The 22,199-nt window shown below is 72.4% G+C and carries 27 protein-coding genes; 18 read left to right on the top strand and 9 right to left on the bottom strand.

Annotated elements, in window-relative coordinates:
• A complete protein-coding gene (locus AAC944_RS34195) occupies nucleotides 1-315 on the bottom strand; it encodes a type II toxin-antitoxin system Phd/YefM family antitoxin (protein WP_030608367.1) in 315 nt (104 codons plus the stop codon).
• A gap of 65 nt (nucleotides 316-380) precedes the next feature.
• On the opposite strand from AAC944_RS34195, the gene AAC944_RS34190 reads away from it, so the two are divergent.
• The 4 genes from AAC944_RS34190 to AAC944_RS34175 all read left to right on the top strand — a co-directional run bounded on the left by AAC944_RS34190 (nucleotide 381) and on the right by AAC944_RS34175 (nucleotide 3,192).
• Nucleotides 381-1,031 (top strand): ATP-dependent Clp protease proteolytic subunit, encoded by a 651-nt coding sequence (locus AAC944_RS34190; protein ID WP_030608370.1) that lies wholly within the window; start codon nucleotides 381-383, stop codon nucleotides 1,029-1,031.
• A gap of 4 nt (nucleotides 1,032-1,035) precedes the next feature.
• Entirely contained in the window at nucleotides 1,036-1,350 is a 315-nt protein-coding gene (locus AAC944_RS34185) for a hypothetical protein (RefSeq protein ID WP_030608373.1), read from the top strand.
• Between the two features lie 548 nt (nucleotides 1,351-1,898).
• Complete coding sequence (locus AAC944_RS34180; RefSeq protein WP_030608377.1) at nucleotides 1,899-2,393, top strand: C40 family peptidase; 495 nt, start codon at nucleotides 1,899-1,901, stop codon at nucleotides 2,391-2,393.
• Nucleotides 2,394-2,544: 151 nt separating this feature from the next.
• Entirely contained in the window at nucleotides 2,545-3,192 is a 648-nt protein-coding gene (locus AAC944_RS34175; RefSeq protein WP_030608379.1) for a GNAT family N-acetyltransferase, read from the top strand.
• Nucleotides 3,193-3,259: 67 nt separating this feature from the next.
• Here the strand turns inward: AAC944_RS34175 and AAC944_RS34170 are convergent, their stop codons facing one another.
• Nucleotides 3,260-3,775 (bottom strand): ATP-binding protein, encoded by a 516-nt coding sequence (locus AAC944_RS34170; protein ID WP_030608381.1) that lies wholly within the window; start codon nucleotides 3,773-3,775, stop codon nucleotides 3,260-3,262.
• Nucleotides 3,776-4,030: 255 nt separating this feature from the next.
• On the opposite strand from AAC944_RS34170, the gene AAC944_RS34165 reads away from it, so the two are divergent.
• Both AAC944_RS34165 and AAC944_RS34160 read left to right on the top strand, forming a co-directional pair.
• Nucleotides 4,031-4,903 (top strand): helix-turn-helix domain-containing protein, encoded by an 873-nt coding sequence (locus AAC944_RS34165; protein WP_030608383.1) that lies wholly within the window; start codon nucleotides 4,031-4,033, stop codon nucleotides 4,901-4,903.
• A gap of 33 nt (nucleotides 4,904-4,936) precedes the next feature.
• Nucleotides 4,937-5,173, top strand: a complete 237-nt coding sequence (locus AAC944_RS34160; protein WP_030608388.1) for a DUF397 domain-containing protein — start codon at nucleotides 4,937-4,939, stop codon at nucleotides 5,171-5,173.
• A gap of 63 nt (nucleotides 5,174-5,236) precedes the next feature.
• On the opposite strand, the gene AAC944_RS34155 is transcribed toward AAC944_RS34160, so the two are convergent.
• Nucleotides 5,237-6,424: an 8-amino-7-oxononanoate synthase gene (locus AAC944_RS34155; RefSeq protein ID WP_030608390.1), complete on the bottom strand. Its 1,188-nt coding sequence runs from the start codon at nucleotides 6,422-6,424 to the stop codon at nucleotides 5,237-5,239.
• A 144-nt stretch (nucleotides 6,425-6,568) separates the two neighbouring features.
• Here AAC944_RS34155 and bioB point away from each other — a divergent pair, with 144 nt between their 5' ends.
• The 3 genes from bioB to bioD are packed head-to-tail and all read left to right on the top strand — an operon-like array spanning nucleotide 6,569 to nucleotide 9,828.
• Nucleotides 6,569-7,816: a biotin synthase BioB gene (bioB, locus tag AAC944_RS34150; protein WP_030608392.1), complete on the top strand. Its 1,248-nt coding sequence runs from the start codon at nucleotides 6,569-6,571 to the stop codon at nucleotides 7,814-7,816.
• A complete protein-coding gene (locus AAC944_RS34145; protein WP_030608394.1) occupies nucleotides 7,809-9,119 on the top strand; it encodes an adenosylmethionine--8-amino-7-oxononanoate transaminase in 1,311 nt (436 codons plus the stop codon). The genes bioB and AAC944_RS34145 overlap by 8 nt, the downstream gene beginning before the upstream one ends.
• A gap of 16 nt (nucleotides 9,120-9,135) precedes the next feature.
• Entirely contained in the window at nucleotides 9,136-9,828 is a 693-nt protein-coding gene (bioD, locus tag AAC944_RS34140; RefSeq protein WP_030608396.1) for a dethiobiotin synthase, read from the top strand.
• A 57-nt stretch (nucleotides 9,829-9,885) separates the two neighbouring features.
• On the opposite strand, the gene AAC944_RS34135 is transcribed toward bioD, so the two are convergent.
• Complete coding sequence (locus AAC944_RS34135) at nucleotides 9,886-11,124, bottom strand: MFS transporter (RefSeq protein ID WP_030608398.1); 1,239 nt, start codon at nucleotides 11,122-11,124, stop codon at nucleotides 9,886-9,888.
• A 188-nt stretch (nucleotides 11,125-11,312) separates the two neighbouring features.
• Between AAC944_RS34135 and AAC944_RS34130 the strand changes: the two genes are divergently transcribed.
• Entirely contained in the window at nucleotides 11,313-11,987 is a 675-nt protein-coding gene (locus AAC944_RS34130; protein ID WP_030608401.1) for a class I SAM-dependent methyltransferase, read from the top strand.
• 37 nt (nucleotides 11,988-12,024) lie between these two features.
• On the opposite strand, the gene AAC944_RS34125 is transcribed toward AAC944_RS34130, so the two are convergent.
• A complete protein-coding gene (locus AAC944_RS34125) occupies nucleotides 12,025-12,183 on the bottom strand; it encodes a hypothetical protein (protein ID WP_196942772.1) in 159 nt (52 codons plus the stop codon).
• Nucleotides 12,184-13,245: 1,062 nt separating this feature from the next.
• On the opposite strand from AAC944_RS34125, the gene AAC944_RS34120 reads away from it, so the two are divergent.
• The 3 genes from AAC944_RS34120 to AAC944_RS34110 are packed head-to-tail and all read left to right on the top strand — an operon-like array spanning nucleotide 13,246 to nucleotide 16,023.
• Nucleotides 13,246-14,154: a LysR family transcriptional regulator gene (locus AAC944_RS34120; RefSeq protein ID WP_030608404.1), complete on the top strand. Its 909-nt coding sequence runs from the start codon at nucleotides 13,246-13,248 to the stop codon at nucleotides 14,152-14,154.
• A gap of 1 nt (nucleotide 14,155) precedes the next feature.
• The gene (locus AAC944_RS34115) at nucleotides 14,156-14,833 is read left to right on the top strand and encodes a DUF1028 domain-containing protein (RefSeq protein WP_030608408.1); all 678 of its coding nucleotides are present in this window, start codon (nucleotides 14,156-14,158) and stop codon (nucleotides 14,831-14,833) included.
• Nucleotides 14,830-16,023: a M20 family metallopeptidase gene (locus AAC944_RS34110; protein WP_037771313.1), complete on the top strand. Its 1,194-nt coding sequence runs from the start codon at nucleotides 14,830-14,832 to the stop codon at nucleotides 16,021-16,023. The genes AAC944_RS34115 and AAC944_RS34110 overlap by 4 nt, the downstream gene beginning before the upstream one ends.
• Here AAC944_RS34110 and AAC944_RS34105 read toward each other — a convergent pair.
• Complete coding sequence (locus AAC944_RS34105) at nucleotides 16,001-16,237, bottom strand: hypothetical protein (protein ID WP_051871388.1); 237 nt, start codon at nucleotides 16,235-16,237, stop codon at nucleotides 16,001-16,003. The genes AAC944_RS34110 and AAC944_RS34105 overlap by 23 nt on opposite strands.
• A gap of 37 nt (nucleotides 16,238-16,274) precedes the next feature.
• Between AAC944_RS34105 and AAC944_RS34100 the strand changes: the two genes are divergently transcribed.
• Genes AAC944_RS34100 through AAC944_RS34090 form a run of 3 tightly spaced genes read left to right on the top strand, consistent with a single transcriptional unit; the run spans nucleotide 16,275 to nucleotide 17,334 of the window.
• A complete protein-coding gene (locus AAC944_RS34100; RefSeq protein WP_368396650.1) occupies nucleotides 16,275-16,604 on the top strand; it encodes a hypothetical protein in 330 nt (109 codons plus the stop codon).
• Nucleotides 16,553-16,903, top strand: coding sequence for an amino acid permease (locus tag AAC944_RS34095; RefSeq protein ID WP_051871390.1), 351 nt, complete (start codon nucleotides 16,553-16,555; stop codon nucleotides 16,901-16,903). Before AAC944_RS34100 ends, AAC944_RS34095 begins: the two co-directional genes overlap by 52 nt.
• Nucleotides 16,900-17,334, top strand: a complete 435-nt coding sequence (locus AAC944_RS34090; RefSeq protein ID WP_051871391.1) for a hypothetical protein — start codon at nucleotides 16,900-16,902, stop codon at nucleotides 17,332-17,334. Before AAC944_RS34095 ends, AAC944_RS34090 begins: the two co-directional genes overlap by 4 nt.
• On the opposite strand, the gene AAC944_RS34085 is transcribed toward AAC944_RS34090, so the two are convergent.
• From AAC944_RS34085 to AAC944_RS34075, 3 genes are all read right to left on the bottom strand, one after another.
• Entirely contained in the window at nucleotides 17,328-18,554 is a 1,227-nt protein-coding gene (locus AAC944_RS34085) for a patatin-like phospholipase family protein (protein ID WP_051871392.1), read from the bottom strand. The genes AAC944_RS34090 and AAC944_RS34085 overlap by 7 nt on opposite strands.
• Nucleotides 18,555-19,427: 873 nt before the next feature.
• Nucleotides 19,428-19,868: an aldehyde dehydrogenase family protein gene (locus tag AAC944_RS34080; RefSeq protein WP_030608420.1), complete on the bottom strand. Its 441-nt coding sequence runs from the start codon at nucleotides 19,866-19,868 to the stop codon at nucleotides 19,428-19,430.
• Nucleotides 19,865-20,077: a hypothetical protein gene (locus AAC944_RS34075; RefSeq protein WP_030608423.1), complete on the bottom strand. Its 213-nt coding sequence runs from the start codon at nucleotides 20,075-20,077 to the stop codon at nucleotides 19,865-19,867. Before AAC944_RS34075 ends, AAC944_RS34080 begins: the two co-directional genes overlap by 4 nt.
• 320 nt (nucleotides 20,078-20,397) lie before the next feature.
• Here AAC944_RS34075 and AAC944_RS34070 point away from each other — a divergent pair, with 320 nt between their 5' ends.
• Together AAC944_RS34070 and AAC944_RS34065 are read left to right on the top strand one after the other, a co-directional pair.
• Nucleotides 20,398-21,288 (top strand): LLM class F420-dependent oxidoreductase, encoded by an 891-nt coding sequence (locus tag AAC944_RS34070; protein WP_030608426.1) that lies wholly within the window; start codon nucleotides 20,398-20,400, stop codon nucleotides 21,286-21,288.
• A gap of 271 nt (nucleotides 21,289-21,559) precedes the next feature.
• Nucleotides 21,560-22,195 carry a hypothetical protein gene (locus AAC944_RS34065; protein WP_030608429.1) on the top strand — a complete coding sequence of 212 codons (636 nt, stop codon included), beginning with the start codon at nucleotides 21,560-21,562 and terminating at the stop codon, nucleotides 22,193-22,195.
• Nucleotides 22,196-22,199: the final 4 nt, after the last annotated feature.

Here is a 22,199-nt window from a genome sequence, read left to right as displayed (position 1 = left end):
TCACTTCTCGTGGCCCGGTCGCCGATCCCCGGCGGCCGGGCCGCGGTGCTCCGCGGCGATGCCGAACCGGCGGCGTTCGCCCGCAGCGGACGAGGGCAGCGGCCGCACCGTCGAGACGGTGCTGATCACCTCTTCCTCGGCGGCCGCTTCGGCGCGGTCGAGCTCTTCCAGACGCCGCAGGTCAGCGGCCGACACCAGGGCCGCCAGCGGCTTGCCGTGACGCGTGACGACCACGCGCTCGGAGCCGTAGACGACGCGGTTGATCAGATCCGCGAGCTCCGCCCGGGCTTGCGTCACCGGAATTTCGTAGGCCATGCTCCCCATTCTAACGGGATGTACGTCCTGTACATTTTTTACAAACGAACAGAGGAGGAGCCCTCATGCTCGAACCCACGGCCCGCTACGTCCTCCCGGAGTTCACCGAGCGCACGACACAGGGCATCCGCACGCTCGACCCGTACTCCAAGCTGCTCGACGAGCGCATCGTCTTCCTCGGCACCCCCATCGACGACACCGCGGCCAACGACGTGATGGCGCAGCTGATCCACCTCGAACACGCCGCCCCCGAGCAGGCCATCTCCCTCTACATCAACTCCCCCGGCGGCTCGTTCACCGCGATGACCGCGATCTACGACACGATGCAGTTCGTCACCAGCCCCGTCGAGACGGTCTGCCTCGGCCAGGCCGCCTCCGCCGCCGCCGTGCTGCTCGCCGCCGGCCACCCCGGCCGCCGCCTCGCCCTCCCCGGCGCCCGCGTCCTCATCCACCAGCCGGCCTTCGGCGAACCGGTCGAGGGCCAGATCACCGACCTGGACCTGCAGGCCCGCGAACTGCTCCGCACCCGTGCCCTGCTGGAGGAGCTGCTCACCCGGCACACCGGCCGGACGCGCGAGCAGATCAGCGCCGACATCGAACGCGACAAGATCCTCGACGCCCAGGAGGCGGTGGCGTACGGGCTGATCGACGGCCTCACCCGCGGCCGCAAGGCATCGGCCGCCGGGCCCGCCGGCGCGGCTCCCGGTACGAGGTGAGGTGATGGCCGCCCTCCCTCCCGAGCTGCCGCCGCTGCCCGCGCTGACCCGGGCCGAAGGCGCGTTCGTCGACAGCTACCTCCAGGTCCTGGACCTGCTGGGGCGGATCAACCCGGTCCGCGGCGACGGCACGTACCGGGGCCTGCGGGCAGCTCAGGCCCTGGTCGGCCAGGCCGCCGCGCTGCGGGACGCACTGGCCCTGATGCACGAGCGCGGCGAGACGGAGCTCCACGCCGGCACCCTCACCCGTGCGCTGCGCGTGCTGGACGGGGAGCGGCGGGCCGGTCTCGTCGCCGTGCCGCCGCCTCCTGAGGAATGACGGGACGACTCCGTTCCGAAGGAGTCCGGGGCTCCGATCGGGCTACCGCCGATGGGGTACTCCTGCGTGCGGATGATGTGCGGTACGACTTGCGCGTCCTGTCGACGTGTCGGCTTGCGGGCCGTACGACAGTGCCGGTACGGGGGTGCGTACGACGCTCGGTCCGCTGGACGCAGTGCACCTGTCCACCCGAATGGATCAAGCGTGACGACCCTCACAGCGGACATGTTCCGCTCTTGAACCACCGCTGCTCTGCGGAACGATCCCTCCGACGACAAGCCCCCGCCGCAGCGGCGGGGCGGTCCGGGCGGACGCCTAATCCTGCCGCCGTACCCGGGCGTCTGGTCGATACACCTGGACCGGCAGGAGCGGAGGACCCGAGCACGACGGGGCCACCGGTGGCCGGCCGCCGACGCGGCCGGTCCGGAGGCTCCTTGGGGTGAAGCCGGTGCCGCCGCCGCGCCTCGCGGCGGCGCGCACGGCCGGGCATCTTCGCCTGCCCGAACCCGACAGGTCTTCCTTCGCAGGCGGCTGACGAAGGAGTGCGCATGACTGCGCGCGATCATCATCCTGCTCTTGGTGTGCCTGCCCTGGCGTCCCGTGCCGCGGCGGTTTCGGTGCTCACGCTGGCGCTGGTAGGGGGCGTCGGGCCGGCCCCCGGCGGTACGCCGGACGCCGCGGCGGCGTCCGCCTCGGGCGCCGGTAAGACGGCGCTGCGGGTAGCGGCGTCGAAGGCGGGTGCGCCGTACCAGTGGGGGGCCACGGGCCCGCACCGGTTCGACTGCTCGGGGCTGACGCAGTACGCGTTCAAGCGGGCGGGCAAGCGGCTGCCACGTACGGCGCATGCCCAGTACCGGCACGTGCGGCACATCAAAAAGTCGTCGCGGAAGCGGGGTGACCTGGTCTTCTTCCACGGCGGAGGGACGGTGTACCACGTGGGCATCTACGCGGGCGAGGGGCGCATGTGGAATGCGCCCAAGCCGGGGGCCTCGGTACGGACGGACCGGATCTGGAGCCGCGCCGTCTCGTACGGGCGCCCGTAGGAACGCGGGACGCCCCGGGCGGCTCATCTCCTCCTCAGGTGCGGACCGGTCGTGACCGATCGCCTTCGCCCCTGAGGCCGGGGGCTGGGCCGCCCCTGGGCACCGACTCCCCCCTTCCCGCACAGCGAGGCCACCGCACTAACCTCCGTGCATGATCCATGACTTGGGCCGCACGCTCCGGGCCGCCGCCGGTGGTGACTTCCCGGCCGCCGACGGGACCGTCGCCGTACTGCCACCCCCGTCGCCACGCGACAACGGCGTCCTCTCGTTCTCGGGGTGCGCCGTCGTGTTCGCCGATGTCTCCCCCGTCTGGGTGCACTCGCACCTCACCCCGGGAGACCTCGCCGGCCCCCTGAGCCCGGCGTTCCTGGCCGCGCTCGCGACCCGTACCGGCCGTGAGGTCGAGAACGTCGACATGCTGACGGCCGCCCAACCGCTGCCGGGCCCGCCCCCGTTGGCACTGCGGGAGACCCGGGACCCGGCGCACCCCCGTATCGCACGGGCGTTGCGCCACCGCGACGACGTGCGAGCGTGGACCGCCGTCGAAGACGGCAACGGCACTCTCGTGATCGGCCGTGGCGTCGCCGGCCGGTGGGAGGTGGCCGTGGAGGTGCCCGAGACGGCACGCGGTCTCGGCCTCGGCCGGCGGCTCGCGGCGGCCGCCCGCCATCTCGTACCGCCCGGCGAGCCCGTGTGGGCCCAGGTCGCCCCGGCGAACGCCGCCAGTGTGCGGGCGCTGCTCGCGGCGGGCTTCACCCCCGTCGGCGCCGAGGCGCTGCTCCAGCGCCGCCCGTACTGAAGCCGGGCACCGGCCCCGGGACGCGCGGGGAGGCGAATGATCTCGGCCGCATCGGAACCGGCCCGGGTCACCTGCCGATCCGCCGTGCGGCGGCATGCGTGGGGGCCGGCCAAGGCAGCGCGGCCCAGACCGTCTTGCCGCCGCTCTCCGTCGGTTCGACGGTGATCTTTCCGCCGACTTCCGCGACGAGGGTCCGGATGATGACGAGACCGCGGCCGTTGTCCTGCTGGACGGCGGCGGGCAGGCGGCGCGGCATGCGGGGGTGGCCGTCCGTGACGCCGATGCGCAGGACTTCGTGCCGGTCGAGCTGGAGGAGCACGGTGAAGGACGGGGACCGGCCGTAGGTATGGACCACGGCGTTCGTGGTCAGCTCGGAGACGATCAGCAGCACGGTGTCGAGGAGTTCGGCGCCGCCGGTGCCGTCCGCGCCGCCGACCCCCTCCGCGCCGCCCACGCCACCCGCGCCCGCCACGCCACCTGTGTCGTCCCACTCCGTGAGGACTCCAGTAACGTATCTGCGCGCCGTAGGTACGGACTCCGGCGCGCTCGGCAGGGTCAGTGATGCTTCCTGGTGATCTGCCATCGCCGCGCCGTCCCTTTCCCGCTCGAGGCCGTCTTACCGCTGGGCAGGGGCATGATCGGGTCCGAAAATCGGCCCCGTGCCGCTGCTTTGCGCCAGACTGCCACTCATGCTGCCCCCGCCGTGAGCCATCCACCAAGATATGCATATATCTGTCGCCCGAAGCGGTGAACTCTACGACGCGAGACCGTATTTGGGCGGCACACTGACGCATCGGTGTCAGTTATGACGAGTCGCGGTTATCCGTGAGGAGGGTTCATGCACCACGGTCCCGCAGTGCGCCGTCGCAAGCTCGGTGCGGAGTTGAGGCGCCGTCGGAATCTGGCCGGGCTCACGAGCGGCGAGGCCGCCCGTCTCGTGGGCTGGCACCAGTCGAAGGTCAGCCGGATCGAAACCGGCCGGAGCGGAGTACGTCCGGCCGACGTGGAACGGCTCCTGGACGCGTACGAGGTGCGCGACGAGGAGTCCCGTGCGCTGCTGGCCGCGCTGTGCGGCCAGGACGCGGGCGGCGGGAGCGGAGGGGACGCCGGGCGCGGCTGGTGGCACACCTACCGCGACCTGCTGCCGCCTGCATACCGCGACTTCATCAGCCTGGAGGCCGGCGCCTCGCACGCGAGGACGCTGGAGACGACGGTGGTACCGGGCCTGCTGCAGACCCCGGACTACGCGCGGGCCGTCACGCGGGCCGCGCTGGCCGACCTGCCGCAGAGCAGAATCGATGCACTGGTCGATGTCCGCATGGAGCGTCAGAACGTGCTGGACGGGGACGCTCCACTGAATCTTTCGGCCGTGTTGGACGAGGCCGTACTACGCCGTCCGGCGGGTGGTCCGGAGGTGATGAAGGCCCAATTGCGGCATCTGCTACAGGTCATGGAATCACCGCACGTGCGCCTGCAGGTGCTGCCGTTTGCCGCCGGTGTCCACATCGGCATCACCGGCCCTTTCGTTATCTTCTCCTTTCCGCTCATTGCTGACTTGGATGTGGTGGTTCTCGACCATTTGACGAGTAGCCTCTACCTCGAACGCAAAGAGGACCTCAGGGCGTACAGCGATGCATTCGACACGCTGCGGGGGCACGCCCTCTCATGCGAGGAATCATCGGCTTTGATTGCCCGGATCGCAGATGCCTGACGGCCTGGTCCGGGCGCGTTGAGGAGGCTCCACATGACGGCATCGCCGCGGTACGTACCCGCCAGCACCGCCCTTGCGGGCGCGTGCTGGGTGCGCAGCACGCGCAGCACGGGAATGAACAACTGCGTCGAGACCGCCCGGGTCAACGGTGAAACTCTCGCCGTGCGCGACTCGAAGGACATTTCGGGACCCGCGTTGCTGTTCGCGGTCCCCGCATGGCGGGCTTTTGTCGACGCCCTGCACACCGGTCAGCCCATAAAGGAGGGCTGATTCGGACACCTTCGAGGAACCGGTTCAAGAATAAAATTCGAGGACCGGTTCCGGGGAAATAGTTCAAGCGGTCGGCGCGGTCGAAAGGATCGCGCCGACCGCTTCGTCCATCTGCTGCTCGGTCAGATCCCCGCGGGCGGTCAGCCGGAGCCGCGAAATGCCGTCGGGAACGGACGGCGGGCGGAAACAGCCGACCGCCAGACCCGCCGCACGGCAGTCGGCGGCCCACTGCACGGCCTGCTCGGGCGAGGGGGCCCGTACGGAGACCACGGCGGCGTCCGGGAGGACCGCGGACAGCCCGGCGGCCGTCAGGCGGCGGTGGAGTTCGCGGGCCACGGCACGGGCCCGGTCCGCGCGCCGCGGCTCACGGCGGAGCAGCCGGAGCGCGGCGAGCGCGCCCCCGGCGGCCGCGGGCGCCAGGCCGGTGTCGAAGATGAACGTACGGGCCGTGTTGACCAGGTGCTCGATGACCTTCGCCGGGCCGAGCACCGCGCCGCCCTGACTGCCCAGGGACTTGGAGAGCGTCATGGTGGCGACCACGTCCCGGTCGCCCGCCAGGCCGGCGGCCCACAACGCGCCGCGGCCGCCCTCGCCGAGGACCCCCAGCCCGTGCGCGTCGTCCACCAGCAGCGCCGCACCGTGGGCGCGGCAGGCGGTGGCGTACGCAGCCAGCGGGGCCGCGTCGCCGTCCACGGAGAACACCGAGTCGGAGACCACGACGGCGCGGCCCTCGTGGTCCGGTTCGGCGCGTGCGGCGTCCAGCGTCTTGTGCACGGCCTCGGGGTCGCTGTGCGGGACCACGGCCGTACGGGCGCGGGAGAGGCGGCAGCCGTCGATGAGCGAGGCGTGGTTCCCGGCGTCGGAGACCACCAGCGAGCCGCGTGCCGTGAGGGCGGTGACGGCCGCGAGGTTGGCCGCGTAGCCCGAGGAAAGGACCAGGGCGGCTTCGAAACCGCAGTATTCGGCCAGTTCGGATTCGAGCCGGGCGTGCAGTTCGGTGGTACCGGTCACCAGCCGGGAGCCGGTCGCGCCCGCGCCCCAGCGGTGCGCGGCGGCCGCGGCGGCCCGGGTGACCTCGGGGTGCCGGGCGAGACCGAGGTAGTCGTTGCTCGCCAGATCCAGGAGAGCCGAGTCGGCCGGGCGCGGGTTCAGGGTCCGTACGAGCCCGGCCCTGCGGCGCTTCTCGCGTGCTTCGTCGATCCAGGAGAAGGGGTCGTCACCGGACGGGACGACGGCGGGGTCGGCAGGCATCGGCATCCTCGGGTTTGTTGGCTGTCGATAGACGTTAGCGGTCGTTACGCCTGCCTACGGTGTGGCAATACACACACCGCCATCCAGCGGCGTTGTGGGAATCCTCCTTGGCCCCGGGCGGTGGCGTAGGACAGGATCTTCGCCATGGACCTGCTGAACACTCTGGTGGAGAAGGGTCTGCGGCGCGAGACGCCGACCCGCGAAGAGGCACTCGCCGTACTGGCGACATCCGATGACGAGCTGCTCGACGTCGTGGCGGCGGCGGGCAAGGTCCGCCGCCAGTGGTTCGGGCGACGGGTGAAGCTCAACTATCTGGTCAACCTGAAGTCGGGCCTGTGCCCGGAGGACTGTTCCTACTGCTCCCAGCGGCTGGGATCCAAGGCGGAGATCCTCAAGTACACCTGGCTCAAGCCCGAAGAGGCGTCCAGGGCGGCAGCCGCCGGTGTCGCGGGCGGCGCGAAGCGCGTGTGCCTGGTGGCCAGTGGCCGCGGGCCGACGGACAAGGACGTGGACCGGGTCTCGGAGACGATCTCGGCCATCAAGGAGCAGAACGAGGGCGTGGAGGTCTGTGCCTGTCTGGGGCTGCTCTCCGACGGCCAGGCGTCACGGCTGCGGGACGCGGGCGCCGACGCGTACAACCACAACCTCAACACGTCCGAGGCGACGTACGGCCGGATCACCACGACCCATACCTACGCCGACCGGGTCTCGACCGTGCAGCAGGCCCAGGCGGCCGGCATGTCGGCGTGCTCCGGCCTGATCGCCGGCATGGGCGAGACCGACGAGGACCTGGTCGACGTGGTCTTCTCGCTGCGCGAGCTGGACCCGGACTCGGTACCGGTCAACTTCCTGATCCCCTTCGAGGGCACCCCGCTCGCCAAGGAGTGGAACCTCACCCCGCAGCGCGCGCTGCGCATCCTGGCGATGGTCCGCTTCGTCTGCCCGGACGTCGAGGTACGCCTCGCCGGCGGCCGCGAGGTCCACCTGCGCACCCTCCAGCCCCTCGCGCTGCACCTGGCCAACTCCATCTTCCTGGGTGACTACCTCACCAGTGAGGGCCAGGCCGGCAAGGACGACCTGGCGATGATCGCGGACGCCGGGTTCGAGGTGGAGGGCACGGACACCACGACGCTGCCCGCGCACCGCGCCGACGCGCTCGCCGCGGCCGGCTGCGGCAGCCACGCCGAGGACACCGCGGGCGGCTGCGGCGGACACGGTGGTGGCGGCGGCTGCGCGCCGTGCGGCGACACCGCTCCCGAACCGGCCGCCGCCGGGCCCGAGCCGGTCGCCGCCGGCGCGGTGCCGGAGGCGCGGGACGCCGACGGTGCCCGTACCGACCTGGTCGCGGTGCGCCGCCGGGGCGCCGGCACCGACCTGCCGCCCAATGCCTGAGCCGGAACCGATGACCGAGCGCGACCTGCTGGCCCTGGACCGGCAGCACGTGTGGCACCCGTACGGCCCGATGCCCGGCAAGGACGATCCGCTGGTGATCGAGTCCGCCGCCGGGGTCCGGCTGCGCACCGCCGGACCGGTCCAGGGCCACACCGAGCTGGTCGACGGCATGTCGTCCTGGTGGTCGGCGATCCACGGCTACAACCACCCGGTGCTCAACGAGGCCGCGCGCGGCCAGTTGGACCGGATGAGCCATGTGATGTTCGGCGGGCTCACGCACGAGCCCGCCGTCCGGCTGGCGAAGCGGCTCGCCGGCATCGCGCCGGGCGACCTGGAGCACGTCTTCCTGTGCGACTCCGGGTCCGTCTCGGTCGAGGTCGCCGCCAAGATGTGCCTGCAGTACTGGCGTTCGCTCGGCCGCCCGGCCAAGCAACGGCTGCTGACCTGGCGCGGCGGCTACCACGGTGACACCTGGCATCCGATGTCGGTGTGCGATCCGGACGGCGGGATGCACGACCTGTGGTCGGGCGTCCTGCCCCGGCAGGTCTTCGCCGACGAGCCGCCGGCCGGGTTCGACGCGCCCCTGGACAAGGCGTACGCGGACCACCTGCGGGAGCTGATCGGCCGCCATGCCGACGAACTCGCCGCGGTGATCGTGGAGCCGGTCGTGCAGGGCGCGGGCGGCATGCGCTTCCACTCCCCCGCGTACCTGCGGGTGCTGCGCGAGGCGTGCGACGCGCACGACGTGCTGCTCGTCCTCGATGAGATCGCGACGGGCTTCGGCCGTACCGGTGAGCTGTTCGCGGCCGGGCACGCGGGCGTCGTACCGGACGTGATGTGCGTCGGCAAGGCGCTGACGGGCGGCTATCTGACCATGGCGGCGACGCTGTGCACGCCGCGGGTGGCGGACGGGATCTCCCGGGGCGAGGTGCCGGTGCTCGCGCACGGGCCGACGTTCATGGCGAACCCGCTGGCCGCCGCGGTCGCCAACGCCTCGCTGGACGTGCTGCTGACGCAGGACTGGCGCCAGGAGATCAAGCGGATCGAGGCCGGACTGCGCGACGGACTGGAACAGGCCCGTACGATCCCGGGCGTTCGGGACGTACGGGTGCTGGGCGCCATCGGTGTCGTCCAGCTCGACCACCCGGTCGACATGACGGCCGCGACCCGGGCCGCGGTCGGGGAGGGCGTCTGGCTGCGCCCGTTCCGCGACCTGATCTACACGATGCCGCCGTACATCACCGGCGACGAGGACATCGCCCGCATCTGCGCCGCGGTGTGCCGCGCCGCGCGCGAGGGCTGAGGAGGAACGCGTAGGTATGTCGGTGCTGTTCATCACGGGCACGGGCACGGAGATCGGCAAGACGGTCACCACCGCCGCCGTCGCCGCCGCCGAGCTGGCACGCGGTCGGTCGGTCGCGGTGCTCAAGGCCGCCCAGACCGGCGTGGCAGCGGGCGAGCCGGGGGATGCGGCGGAGGTCGCGCGGCTCGCAGGCTCCGGCGTCACCACCGCCGAACTCGCCCGGTACCCCGAGCCGCTGGCGCCCGCGACGGCGGCCCGCCGCGCCGGGCTGCCGCCGGTACGTCCGCACGAGGTCGCCGAGGCGGCGGAGAAGCTGGCCGCCGAGCACGACGTGGTGCTGGTGGAGGGCGCCGGCGGGCTGCTCGTCCGGTTCGACGAGACCGGCGCGACACTGGCCGACGCGGCGAAGCTGCTCGGCGCGCCGGTGCTGATGGTCGCGCAGGCGGGGCTCGGCACGCTCAACGCCACGGCGCTGACGGCGCTCGCGCTGCGTACGGCGGGCATCGAGACGCCTGGTGTGGTCATCGGCAGCTGGCCGGCCGAACCGGATCTGGCCTCGCGCTGCAACGTGGAGGATCTGCCGGACGTGGCCGGGGCACCGCTGCTCGGCCTTGTGCCGGCCGGGTCGGGAGCTCTGCCCCCTGCGCGGTTCCGGGCGCATGCGCCGTCCTGGCTGGCGCCGCGGCTGGGCGGGACCTGGCACAGCTAGCGGTACGAAGAAGGGGGCACCGGCCGTGAGCCGGTGCCCCCTTCGCGTACGCGCGGGTCAATCGAGCTCCGCGCCCTTCCGCTCCGGAATCAGCAGCATCGCCGCCATGTCCAGCACGTAGATGACGGCCAGCAGGCCGATCGCCTTCTGGAAGCCGTACGACGTGGCGACCAGGGCGACCACCAACGGGGCCAGGCCGCCGATGCCGCGGCCGACGTTGAAGAGGACGTTCTGCGCGGTGGCGCGGGCGTGCGTCGGGTACAGCTCGGCGATGAGCGCGCCGTAGCCGCCGGTCATGCCGTTGACGAACGCGCCCATCACGGCGCCACCGATGAGGAGCGCGGTGGGGGTGGAGAGCGTCGCGTACGCCAGGACCGTGACGACCGAGCCCGCCTGGAAGATCCAGAAGGTGGGGCGGCGGCCGATGCGGTCGGCGAGGTGGCCGAAGGCCAGGATGCCGCAGGCCATGCCGACGACGGTGACGGCGGTCCAGGCGCCGGACCGGGTGAGGCTGTAGCCGAACTGCTGGGAGAGGTAGCTCGGCAGCCAGGTCATGATGCCGTAGTAGCCGAAGTTCTGTACCGAGGTCAGGACGAGGACGCCGAGGGTGGCGCGGCGCGCTGCGGGGGTGGCGACCAGGGAGCGGAGCGGCGCGGTGGCCGGGCGCTCGGCGGTCTTCGCCGCGGTGAAGGCGGCGGGCTCGTGCATGGTGCGGCGGAAGAGGAAGGCCGCGACGGCGGGCAGCACACCGAGGGCGAAGAGCGCGCGCCAGCCCCAGGCCTCGATGACGGGCGCGGAGACCAGGGCCGCGGCCAGGACGCCGGTCTGCCAGCCGAGGCCGACGTAGGAGGTGCCGCGGGCGCGCTTGCGGCTGGGGAACGCCTCCGCGGCGAGTGCCATGCCGATGCCGAATTCACCGCCGATGCCCATGCCGGCGATGAAGCGGGCGGCGGCGAGCTGGGGGAAGTCCTGGGCGACGGCGGTGAGCCCGGTGAAGACGGCGAAGAGGATGATCGACCAGGTCAGGACGCGGATGCGGCCGAGGCGGTCGGAGAGTACGCCGAAGAGCAGGCCGCCGACGACGCAGCCGATGAGGGTGATGGTGGTGAGCGAGCCGGCCTGGGTGGGGTCCAGGTGGAGCCCGGCGGTGATCGCGGAGAGCGCGAAGCTGAGGATGAGGAGGTCGAAGCCCTCCAGGCCGTAGCCGACGGCGGAGGCGAGCACCGCCTTGCGGGCGTAGGTGTCGGGTCGGGTGGCGGTCGGTTCCGTGGCCACGTCCGCGGGTGGGTGGGGCATGCGTCCTGGTCCTGCTCTTCCGTCCGTACGGGTTGGTGCTGGGCGTACGTCGGGTGGGCAGGCGTGCGACGGGGAAACTCGGCCGCGGGCCCCGCGCCGACGCGGCCGAGACGCCATTCTAGGACGGGGCGGACGGGGCCTCCGATGCCAGGTACACCTGTGCCAGGTACACACGGGAAGGGCGAGGCATGTCGCTGCGCAACAGAGGACACCGGACCGCCGTGCACCATCCGCTCTTCGCTCGTGCCTACGTACGGCTCGGGCCGCTCGCCGACGTGCACGGCGGGGTACGGCCGCTCCGCCGTGAGCTGCTGGCCGGGCTGTCCGGGCGGGTCATCGAGATCGGCGCGGGCGGCGGGATGAACTTCGCGCACTATCCGGGGACGGTCTCGGAGGTGGTGGCGATCGAGCCGGAGGCGGTGCTGCGGCAGGCGGCGCGTACGGAGGCCGTGCGCGCCGAGGTGCCGGTGGACGTGGTGCCGGCGGTCGCCGAGGCGCTGCCGGTGAAGAGCGAGGCGTTCGACGCGGCGGTGGTGGCGCTGGTGCTGTGTTCGGTGCGCGACGTGCCGCGGGCGCTCGCGGAGCTGCGGCGGGTGCTGCGGCCGGGTGCGGAGGTGCGCTTCCTGGAGCACGTACGGGCCGAGGGGCGCGGGCTGCGTGTGGTGCAGCGGGCGGCGGACCGTACGGTGTGGCCGCTGCTGAACGGCGGCTGTCACACGGCGCGGGACTCGCTGGCGGCGCTCGGCGCGGCCGGGTTCACGGTGGAGCGGCACCGGAGGCTGCGGGTACCGCCGCGCGGCATGACGCTGCCGTCGTCACCGGTGGTGCTGGGCACGGCGCGGCGTCCGGAGACGGTGGCGTAGGGGCCGTCTCCGGACGCCGGCCGCGTCAGCGGACCGGTCAGTGGACCTCACCGGCCAGGCCGGCCCGCCGCATGGGGGCGTTGCGTACGGTCGCGCACGGCACCTGCGCCCGCGGAGCCCTGATGCCGCGCTGTACGGCGAGTGCGTCGGCCGCGCGGACCCGTGCCACCGAGCCCCGCTGGAAGACCAGCACCACGGCCGGTCCTCCCCCTGCCCGCACATCCGCTCTAACGGACTGGACCTGCCGCCAGCGGCCCTGAATGAGCACCAGGTCGCCCTGCCTCACCTGAAGCGCCTTCACCGCACCATCACAGCCCACATTTCTTTCCCACCCCATCCGTGTGCGGCAGTCCGCTCGGTACCGTCCCCTCCCCAGGGACGGTTTCGGTCCTGCCTGATTTGGTCCGGTAACTCTGTCGGCTCGTTCGCTTTCGCGCATACTCCGATCCGGTCACATTGCCGACCCTTGGGTATACGCGCGTTGCGTGCGCATGTGCGTTTGCTGGTGCGGTGGGTGCGGGCGGGCGCGGGGCGCTCTCGTGGCACTGGGTGCCACATACCGTCCGAGCAGGGCGCGCGCTCCCCTCTGCCAGGCAAAAGTGCAATATTGCATTCGTAGGGGCGGGTGCATGGATGCGCGTCCGCGCGGGTGCACGCCGCTTCGATGGCAGTGCGTGCCACCCCGGTCACGCCCCGCGACGACGCGGTGACCGGCCCGTTGACCTCGGCCTCCGAACCAGCGCTGCGGAACCGCCGGGAACCGCCCTCCGTACCGCACTTGGGCTGATCACGGGCCTGTCGGCACGGAAGCGGCCATCGGGGCGGAAGGCACGGGGTGACGGCCGGATCAGGGCGGTGCGTGGCGTACGACACTGCCTCCGACCGGCCGTTACCCGTCCGTAGGGGCCGTTCCGGGTGCGGGCGATTCCCCTGGCCGGTGACGTAGTTCACGCAGCAGTGCGAGGACGGCACGTTCCGCCGGGGACAGCAGCCGGTCCGACACACTGCTTCACCCCCTCGGGCCCCCGGACGTCCGCGCGCGGCATGTCCTCCAGCGCCCAGTCGGCCGGCACCTGTTCCTGGAGGCTGCGGGTCCGCGAGCCGGGCTCGCGGAGGCGCGGGTCCACGAGCGGTCCACGAGGGTGACGCGCAGCGGCTGTTCGAGCCTGCGTGCCCGCCGGACAGGGGCGCGACCGGGCCGTCCGTACCGTCCAGGGCCGCCGGCTGCCACAGGGTGGCGGGGTGCAAGGATCACGCCATGCCCAAGGACACCAACTTCACCCTCGTACAGCTCCGTTACTTCCTCGCCGCCGCGGAGCTCGGCAGCATGACGGCCGCCGCGCAGCGGATCAGCGTGTCGCAGTCGGCGATCTCCACCGCGGTGACGCACCTGGAGCGGGAGCTGGGGGTGCAGCTGCTGATCCGGCACCATGCCAAGGGCCTGTCGCTGACCCGGGCCGGTGAGCGTTTCCTGCACGAGCTGCGCGGCTTCCTCACGCACGCCGAGGACCTGACGGAGACGGCGCGCAGTCTGGGCACGGAGCTGGTGGGTGAGCTGGCGGTGGGGTGTTTCCAGACGCTGGCGCCGTTCTGTCTGCCGCGGCTGCTGCGGGAGTTCGGGGACGCGCACCCGGCGGTGCGGGTGCAGGTCACCGAGGGCGACATCAGAGCGGTCCAGCACGATCTGCGCCACGGCAGATGTGAGTTGGCGCTCCTGTACGACCTGGGGCTCGACCCGGACATCGAGCGGGAGGTGCTGGCGGTGGCGCCGCCGTACGCGCTGGTGCCGCCGGACCACCCGCTGGCGGGGGCGGGGGCTGTCCGGCTGGCGGATCTGGCGGCGGAGCCGATGATCCTGCTCGATCTGCCGTTGAGCCGGGACTACTTCCGCTCGCTGTTCCTCAAGACGGGGGTCGAACCGAAGGTGCGGCACCGCAGTACGAGTTACGAGACGGTGCGCGCGATGGTGGCGGCGGGGCACGGATTCGCGCTGCTGAACCAGCGGCCGGTGCACGACGTGACGTACGACGGCGGGCGGGCGGCGGCGCTGCGGCTGACCGATCCGCTGCCGGCGCTGCCGGTGGTCCTCGCGCGGCTGTCGGGGGTCCGGCCGACGGCCCGCGCCCAGGCGTTCTCGGCCGTGTGCCGGACGGCGCTGGGGGCCTGACCTGCCCCGGAGAGGCGCGCGCTGCCCCCGCACCGGGGAGTTCGGCGTCGCCGTCTCCTCGTCCTCGCCCGCCGTCGCCGCGCGCTGCGCCTACGTACGGGCCGGGGCCGGCGCCGCCTGCTCGCAGAACGTGACGGACCCGCGGCTGGGTCCCGAACTGCTGGACGCGCTGGCGGTCGGGACGGACGCGGAGACCGCGGTGGCGCGGCTCGCCCAGGCCGTACGGCACGTGGAATGGCGCCAGTTGACGGCCGTCGGGGCTGCCGGCGAGCCCGCCGCCTTCTCCGGTGACCGCACGCTCGGGGTGCACGCACAGGCCGTCGGCCCGGACGCGGTCGCGGCGGGCAATCTGCTCGCCGATCCAGGGGTGCCCGCCGCGATGCTGGCCGCCTTCGCCGCCGAGCCCGCTGCCCCGCTGGCACAGCGGCTGGTGGACGCGCTGTCCGCGGGCGCGGCGGCGGGCGGTGAGGCCGGTCCGGTGCACTCGGCGGGGCTGCTGGTCGCAGGCCAGGTGCCGTGGCCGGTCACCGACCTGCGGGTGGACTGGACGGACGGCGATCCGGTCGCGGAGCTGGCGGCGCTGTGGAAACGGTGGGAGCCGCAGGCGGCGGACTACGTGCGGCGCGCGCTGGATCCGGCGGCGGCGCCCGGGTACGGCGTGCCGGGTGATCCCGCGTGAGCGGCACGGAGGTCGCCGCCCACACCGCCGCCCACACCGCCGTGCGCGAAGCCGTCGCCGCCTCCGCCGATGGCCTGCTGGCCCTGAGCCACCGCATCCACGCCCACCCCGAGGTCGCCTGGGAGGAGGAGCGGGCCGCCGACTGGACCGCTTCGGCCCTCTCCGGCCTGGGCTACCGGGTGACGCCCGGAATCTGCGGCCTGCCGACCGCGTTCGCCGCGACGACCGGCTCGGGACCGCTGCACCTGGCGCTCTGTGCGGAGTACGACGCGCTGCCGGGCCTGGGGCACGCCTGCGGGCACAACGTCATCGCGGCCTCGGCGGTGGGCGCCGCGGCCGGGCTGGCCCGGGTCGCCGACGATCTCGGGCTGACCGTGACGGTGCTGGGCACGCCGGCCGAGGAGGGCGGCGGCGGGAAGATCCTGATGCTGGAGCGCGGCGCCTTCGACGGGATGCACGCGGCGATGATGGTGCACCCGGGCCCGGTGGACGTGGCGGAGGCGGAGCCGTACGCGGTGGCGCATCTGCGGATCGACTACGAGGGCCGGGCCGCACACGCCGCCGCCTATCCGGAGCAGGGGCGCAACGCCGCGGACGCGTTCACCGTCGCGCAGGTGGCGATCGGCCTGCTGCGCCAGCAGCTCCCCCACTCCGTGCGGGTGCACGGGATGCTCACCCGCGGCGGCGAGGCGCCCAACGCGATCCCCGAGCACACCACCGGGCGGTGGTACGTCCGGGCCGGTTCGCTGGAGGAGCTGGCCGCCGTGCGGCCGCGCGTCGAGCGGTGCTTCGAGGCGGGCGCGCTGGCGGCCGGGTGCGAGCTGTCGGTGACGCACGAGAGCCCGCCGTACGCGGAGTTCCGTACGGACACGGAGATGCTGGGGCTGTACCGGGCGCACGCGGAGGCGGTCGGGCGGACGTTCACACCGCCGTCCGCGCCCGAGGCGCGGATGAACCAGGCCTCGACCGACATGGGCAATGTCTCGCGGGTGCTGCCGGCGATCCATCCGTACCTCGGCATCGGGTCGCTGCCCGCAGTCAACCACCAGAAGGAGTTCGCGGCGCACTGCGTCACGCCGGAGGCCGACCGCGCCGTGCTGGACGGTGCGACGGCGCTGGCGCTGACGGCGGTGTCGCCGGCGTCGGACCCCCGGCAGCGGGAGCGGCTCACAGCCGCGCGCACCCCGTGACCGTACGGGCGAAGCGGAGGACCGCGTCGTACGCCGTGGCGTGGTCCACCGCCGGGTTGCGGCTGAAGAGGTGCAGGCCGTACCCGTCCTCCAGCGCGACCAGGTCGCGTGCGACCTCGGCGGGCGTTCCGGTGAGCTCGAAGTCCCCTGATGCGACGCCGAGTTCGAGCGCGGTCGTGTAGAGCGCGACCTCGCGCGCGTACAGCGACGCCATCAGGGGTGGCGTGCGGCCGGCTGCGGTCGGCGAGGCCGTGCAGTTCGTACAGCAGCTTGTGCACCCCGCCTTCCCTCAGGAGGGCGGGCCGTACGTCTGGGTGAAGCTGGCGTTCGGGCGCACCGCCGCGGCGCTCACCACGCTGTTCTACTGGGTCACCAATCCGGTGTGGCTCGGCGGTTCGCTCGTGTTCATCGCGGCGGAGTCCTGGGACGGCTTCGTCCTCCCGCTCGGCTCCGGGACGGTGGCGGACTACGCGTTCAAGCTGCCTTCGCGTACGTCGGATTCGAGGCGCCGAACGCGGCGGGCGACGAGATGCACGACCCGCAGCGGGACGTACCGGTCTCCATCGGGATCTCCGGGCTGATCGCCGCGTGCTGCTACCTCCTGCCGGTGCTGGCGATCCTGTCGGCGGCGCCGGCCGGGCAGGTGACCGGCATCGGCGGGTTCATGGACGCGGCCCGGCTGGTCTTCGGCGTGTACGGGGACCGGAGCGGGCCGCTGCTGACCACGGCCGCCGTGCTGTTCGTCTTCGCACTGCTCACCCAGGGCAGCGCATGGATGATCGTCAGCGACCGGATGCAGGCGATGACGGCGGCCGACGGCGGTTCTTCAGCCGCGGCCTCGGCGCGTTCCACCCGCGGCTCGGTACTCCGGTACGGATGAACCTGCTCTCCGGGATCACCGCGACGCTCTTCATGGTGGCCGCGATGAACCTGGCGGCCGGGGACACCGCGGCGGTCTTCGGCGTCGTGCTGACGGTCGCGATCACGACGCTGCTGCTGTCGTACCTCGTCATCGTGCCGGCGCTGATCCGGCTGCGGCTCCACCGCCCTGAGGTGCCGCGCCCGTACCGTGTGCCGTTCGGCAGCCGTGGGTTCGTGACGTACGCGGCGGTCGTGTACGCCTGGATCGTCCTGGGGTCCTGGGTGGCGCTGTTCCCCGGCACCCTGAAGCGGCTGTTCGGCCTGGGCTACGACTTCCGGGACGCCTGGGGCGTCTCGCGCCTCACCTTCGAGGCGTTCACCCTGGGCACCGTTGTGTTGCTGTTGGTCGTCGGCGGGCTCGGTCTGCGGGGCCGGCGCAGGGGTCAGTAGGCGTCGCTCCGCCACAGCTTGTCCGGGTCGTCGCCTGCGGCGTCGAGGACGAGCTGTGCGTCACGGCGGCCCAGCTCGATGGCTTCGTCGATGAATTCCGGCTCGAAGAGGAGGTAGCTGAGCAGTTCGCCCCTGCTGCGTCCCGGCCCGAGGAGGAAGGCGAGCAGGGTGAGGTCGAGGTTGGTCAGCCGGCGGGTGCCGCGGAAGTACGTGTCGAGGACGTAGGCCGCGCGCTCGCCGAGCTGCCCCGACTGGCCGGGGGACGGACCGCCGAAGAGGTACTCGACGACCTCGTAGTGGCGGCCGCGCGGGCTGACACCCGTGCCGCCGGATTTCACCAGCTCGTCGACCTTGCCGAGGGTGCGGGTGTCCTCGATCATCCGGTCGCCCAGCACACCGTTCATGACCTGCGCGAAGACGTCCAGGACGGACGGCGCCGACTCGCCCCTCCCGTGGGTGCGGGGCAGGTACCGCAGCGGCGTGGCGGCGATGATCACCACTCGGCGCACGCCGAGCGAGATGGCCGGCTTGATGGGCGCGTTGAGCCGTACCCCGCCGTCCATGTACCAGCCGTCGGCCCCTTCGATGTGCACGGGCGGGAAGGCCACCGGGATCGCGGCGGAGGCCAGTACGTGCTCCTCGTTGAGGACGGTCCGGGTGTAGTCCACCGCCCGGTCGGCATCGCTCTCGGGCAGCGCGGCGGTCAGCGGCCCCTCGGTGAAGATCTCGGTCCGGCCGCTGTGGCAGGCGGTGGTGGCCACCGCCACGGCCTGCACCGTGCCGTTGAGCATGTTGCTGTGCAGCTGGTGCCAGCCCAGCTTCTTGCGCAGGGTCTCCCGCAGCGGGCCGGTGTCGAGGAGCCCGGACAGCGGCGGGCCGGCCGGATTGAGGAGACCGGTGAGGTACTGCCGCAGGACGACCGGTACGGCCCTGGGCAGAAAAGCCGTGAAGACCTGGTCCTTCGTTATTCCGCGCCAGGCCTTGAGCGCCTCGTCGGCGGCCTGTTGCGCGGGCAGGTGGGCGAGCGAGGCGAAGAGCACCGCATTGAGGGCTCCGGCACTGGTGCCGACGAACACATCGGGCCGCTGCTGGTATTCGGCGAGTTTCGGCAGCAGCGTCGCCAGCATTCCCGCCTCGTAGGCGCCCCGGGCGCCGCCCCCGGCCAGTACGACACCCACAGAGGCGCCGCCGGGCGGATTCCCGGAATTCTCGTCGCTCATCACAACTCCCCCTCGCGGAGACGGCCGGCAGGACGATCGCACTATCACCGGGCGGCACCGCACAACGGAGGAACCGGCCATGCCGCCCGGGCCAGGGGCGGTAGAGGAATTCCGGTGGTTCCGCCCCGGACGCCCCGAACGCCCCGGTGTTCCCTGGTGGGGCAGGGCGGCACGACCGGCCGCCGACGGCCGTGCTCGTGGCCACCGCCGACCACGCATGAACGCCAAGAGCGACGCCGCCGTGGAAACCCACGTGGTTTTCCTCGCCGAGCTCGGCATCCTGGACGACCCCCTGGTCAACGGAGACGGAGTGCTCACCGAACAGGTGCTGGACGTGCTGGACGTGCTGGACGCGGTGTACCTCGCGGCGTACGCGGCCGGGCAGTTCCTGTGGGGCATGTGGGCGGGCCACTCCGGGCCACGGGTGGTGTTCGGCGGCGCGATGGTGGCCAGGGGCCGGCGCATTCCGCCGACTGGGCACCGTTGTGCAAGCACATGGGCAGCTTCTTCCCGGCGCGGCGGCACGGGAGCGCGGCCGGGGGCTGGGCGTCTGAGCAGCAACGCCGCCTTCGATCATGGACTATCCGGCCGGCTTCGCGCCCCTCCCGAACGCCGGGATCACCGAACGTTGGTCGGGGCTTCTCCCCCTCCCTGCGGGACGGCCGTACGGAGCTCGTGGCCGACCCGGAGCCCGGCGTCACGGCGGTCAACGGCGTCGGCGGGGCCGGTATGACGCCGCCCTTCGGCCTCGCGGCGGAGACCGTGGCGGCCCACTGAGACACGTGAGCCAGATCACCCTTTCGCCATGGAATGCCCGACCCACCCGGTTTGCTGACATACGTGCGGCTGCTGGTGGGACAGTGTCCCCGGGCCTCACCTATTGCCCGTGGGGAAGATCGTTCGGCTGAAGCCCCACGGAGCCTTTCGCCGAGAGGCGACCGCCACCAGCAGCCCACCCGGACCGCCCCGGCCGGCCTCCCCCGACCGGCCGGGGCTTTCTCCTGCCGTCGGCTCCCTCGACGCCAAGGCGCGGGACCGGGAGGCGGTGAGGATCGTGCCGGACTTGCCGTACTTCACGGAGTTGGCGATGCGGGCCGTGTCGACCACCGGGCAGGTCTGCGAGGCGGGGTCGTCGCCGGGCCCGACCTTCATGTCCGCGACCCGGCCGACCAGCCGGTCGAGGAAGGCGTCCCGCACGCGCACGTCGGCGAGGGCCCGGCTGGTGGCACTGCGCCGCTGTCCCGCCTGCCCGAAAGCGCCGTGCACGACGGCGTCGACCGCCCCGTCCAGGTCGACGTCCGCCAGTACGATCACGGCGTTCCTGCCGCCCAGTTCGAGCTGGTGCGCAGCAGCCGGTGGGCGGCCGCGGCGTGGATGGCGGTGCCTACGGGGAGCGCCGCCGCCGCGGCGTCCACCGCACGGTCCGCGTCGTCGCCGCCGGACTCGGTGAACTCCCCGATCCGGTCGGTCAGGTCGGCCGGGTTGAGGTGGGTCCTGGTCCACCCGGATTCGGCCGGCTCCACCGGCCGTCGATGGAATTGCGCAGGTGGTGTGCTGCCACGGGGTTGTCAACGGAAGAGTGTGTCATGCCCCGTCCCTTCGCCGGACATCTGCGGAGGCTGCTGTGACGTGCCCGGTTGCAGGTGCCGTCAGGCTGTCCCGGTGAACGTACGGGCACCGGCCGGGAATGGTGAACGGCCCCGACAGCGCTGCCCTGTCTGGCACTGTGACGACGGGCGGGCGCGGCACCACGATTGCGGAGCGCGTCCCCCTCGGGCAGGTGCGCGGCTCGCGGCGGCGGGTGCGCGCGGCCCGCTGACAACAGAAGACCACAGGAGGTCCGATGACCCGTCCGTTCCGCTTCGGCGTCAACACGCTTGCGATCGCCTCCGCCGACGAGTGGCGGAAGAGGTGCCGGCAGGCCGAGTCGATCGGCTACGACGTGCTGCTGGTACCGGACCATCTGGGCATGCCGGCGCCGTTCCCCGCGCTCGTGGCGGCGGCCGAGGCCACCGAGCGGCCGCGGGTGGGCACCTTCGTACTGAACACCGGCTTCTGGAATCCGGCGCTGCTGGCCCGCGAGGTGGCGACCACCGACGCACTCACGGGCGGCCGCCTCGAACTCGGCCTGGGTACCGGGTACGTGAAGGCCGAGCACGAGTCGGCCGCGATCCCCTGGGGCAGCCCGGGGCAGCGGGTCGACCAGCTGAGCCGCACGATCGGGACACTGGACCGGCTGCTGGGCGACCCGGAGCACGTGCCGCACGCCGTGCAGACGCCGCGCCCGCCGCTGCTGATCGGCGGCAACGGTCCGCGGATGATGCGGCTGACGGCGAAGCACGCGGACATCGCGGCGTTCCAGGGCGGCCGCCAGGCGCCCGGCAAGCCGGAGGGCACGCTGGAGCTGGCCTCCGCCGAGGACCTGGACGCGACGGTCGCCACGTACCAGGAGGCGGCGGCGGGCCGTGCGGCACCGGCCGAGCTGAACATGCTGGTACAGCGCGTGGTGATCACCAACGACCGCCGCGCCGCGGCCCGTGAGTTCGCCGCGTACGGCCTCGGTCTGGACGTGGATCAGCTGCTGGACGCGCCGACGCTGCTGTTCGGCACGGTGCGGCAGATCGCCGACCAGCTCCGCGAGCGCCGGGAGCGGTACGGCTTCTCCTACATCACGGTCCTGGACGCGGCCCTGGAGACGTTCGCGCCGGTCATCGAGGAGCTGCGGGGCAGCTGAGGACGCGGTGCCGCGCTCCGCCGTAGGGAACACCGCACGAGTGCTGGAGCGAGCCGTCCGGGACACGTCCGGCCGCCACCGCGAAGAGTGGCCGGATGCCGCCCGGCGAACAGGGTGTTTCCGCCTCCCCCCGGCGGGGCGGCGGTCCGGCCGTTACCACCGCTTTCGGTGGTGACGGCCCGGCGCCCGGGCGGCGGCGGCCGACGGAAAGGTTGGACACCCTTTCGCGTGCGCAGGAGGATCGGCGAAAAACCGCCTCCGAGGAGAAGCCATGGCGAAGGGTCCGCAACGCTATCCCGGTGCGTCCACCAGGTACTGGTTCCAGAACAAATTCCCAGGAAATGACCAGGAGGTCAATACGATCGTTCTGCACACCACAGAAGGCACTTCGGTGCCTTCCTACGCCGGCGGATCACAGGCCCCGAATTTTACCCTTCTGCCGGATCTGCAGCGCAAACAGATCGTCGCTTACCAGCACTTCGACTTCGACCGCTCCAGCCGGGCCCTCACCAACAAGCCCGGCGGCGTACAGACGAACACCCTCAACGTCACGCAGGTGGAACTGGTGGGCACCTGCGACCCCGCGGCACACGACAGGTGGACCAAGGCGGGCCGTGCACACGTCTACTGGCCGCAGGCGCCCGGCTGGGCGCTCGAAGGCCTGGCGGGCCTGCTCCTGTGGGCCCACCGGGAACACGGGGTGCCCTTGACGGGGCCGTCCTCCTGGAAGCCCTACCCGCATTCCTACGGAACCACCAGAAGCCGTATGACGGCTTCGCAATGGAACGATTTCCGGGGCATCTGCGGCCATCAGCACGTGCCGGAGAACGACCACGGCGATCCGGGATCGCTGGACTTCCGGCGCATCCTGGAAATAGCCCGGAAGAAGGCCGGAATCACCACCTGACCCC

The sequence above is a fragment of the Streptomyces sclerotialus genome (assembly GCF_040907265.1).
In the GTDB taxonomy this organism is placed as follows: Bacteria; Actinomycetota; Actinomycetes; order Streptomycetales; family Streptomycetaceae; genus Streptomyces; species Streptomyces sclerotialus.
Note: the sequence above shows the minus strand (reverse complement) of the source record. Positions and strands in the feature narration are given on the sequence as shown.

Bases quoted from the DNA above. Each gene is read 5' to 3' on its own strand.
- AAC944_RS34195 (WP_030608367.1), bottom strand. From the start codon at position 315: ATGGCCTACGAAATTCCGGTGACGCAAGCCCGGGCGGAGCTCGCGGAT.
- AAC944_RS34190 (WP_030608370.1), top strand. From the start codon at position 381: ATGCTCGAACCCACGGCCCGCTACGTCCTCCCGGAGTTCACCGAGCGC.
- AAC944_RS34185 (WP_030608373.1), top strand. From the start codon at position 1,036: ATGGCCGCCCTCCCTCCCGAGCTGCCGCCGCTGCCCGCGCTGACCCGG.
- AAC944_RS34180 (WP_030608377.1), top strand. From the start codon at position 1,899: ATGACTGCGCGCGATCATCATCCTGCTCTTGGTGTGCCTGCCCTGGCG.
- AAC944_RS34175 (WP_030608379.1), top strand. From the start codon at position 2,545: ATGATCCATGACTTGGGCCGCACGCTCCGGGCCGCCGCCGGTGGTGAC.
- AAC944_RS34170 (WP_030608381.1), bottom strand. From the start codon at position 3,775: ATGGCAGATCACCAGGAAGCATCACTGACCCTGCCGAGCGCGCCGGAG.
- AAC944_RS34165 (WP_030608383.1), top strand. From the start codon at position 4,031: ATGCACCACGGTCCCGCAGTGCGCCGTCGCAAGCTCGGTGCGGAGTTG.
- AAC944_RS34160 (WP_030608388.1), top strand. From the start codon at position 4,937: ATGACGGCATCGCCGCGGTACGTACCCGCCAGCACCGCCCTTGCGGGC.
- AAC944_RS34155 (WP_030608390.1), bottom strand. From the start codon at position 6,424: ATGCCTGCCGACCCCGCCGTCGTCCCGTCCGGTGACGACCCCTTCTCC.
- bioB (WP_030608392.1), top strand. From the start codon at position 6,569: ATGGACCTGCTGAACACTCTGGTGGAGAAGGGTCTGCGGCGCGAGACG.
- AAC944_RS34145 (WP_030608394.1), top strand. From the start codon at position 7,809: ATGCCTGAGCCGGAACCGATGACCGAGCGCGACCTGCTGGCCCTGGAC.
- bioD (WP_030608396.1), top strand. From the start codon at position 9,136: ATGTCGGTGCTGTTCATCACGGGCACGGGCACGGAGATCGGCAAGACG.
- AAC944_RS34135 (WP_030608398.1), bottom strand. From the start codon at position 11,124: ATGCCCCACCCACCCGCGGACGTGGCCACGGAACCGACCGCCACCCGA.
- AAC944_RS34130 (WP_030608401.1), top strand. From the start codon at position 11,313: ATGTCGCTGCGCAACAGAGGACACCGGACCGCCGTGCACCATCCGCTC.
- AAC944_RS34120 (WP_030608404.1), top strand. From the start codon at position 13,246: ATGCCCAAGGACACCAACTTCACCCTCGTACAGCTCCGTTACTTCCTC.
- AAC944_RS34105 (WP_051871388.1), bottom strand. From the start codon at position 16,237: ATGGCGTCGCTGTACGCGCGCGAGGTCGCGCTCTACACGACCGCGCTC.
- AAC944_RS34095 (WP_051871390.1), top strand. From the start codon at position 16,553: ATGCACGACCCGCAGCGGGACGTACCGGTCTCCATCGGGATCTCCGGG.
- AAC944_RS34090 (WP_051871391.1), top strand. From the start codon at position 16,900: ATGAACCTGCTCTCCGGGATCACCGCGACGCTCTTCATGGTGGCCGCG.
- AAC944_RS34085 (WP_051871392.1), bottom strand. From the start codon at position 18,554: ATGAGCGACGAGAATTCCGGGAATCCGCCCGGCGGCGCCTCTGTGGGT.
- AAC944_RS34070 (WP_030608426.1), top strand. From the start codon at position 20,398: ATGACCCGTCCGTTCCGCTTCGGCGTCAACACGCTTGCGATCGCCTCC.
- AAC944_RS34065 (WP_030608429.1), top strand. From the start codon at position 21,560: ATGGCGAAGGGTCCGCAACGCTATCCCGGTGCGTCCACCAGGTACTGG.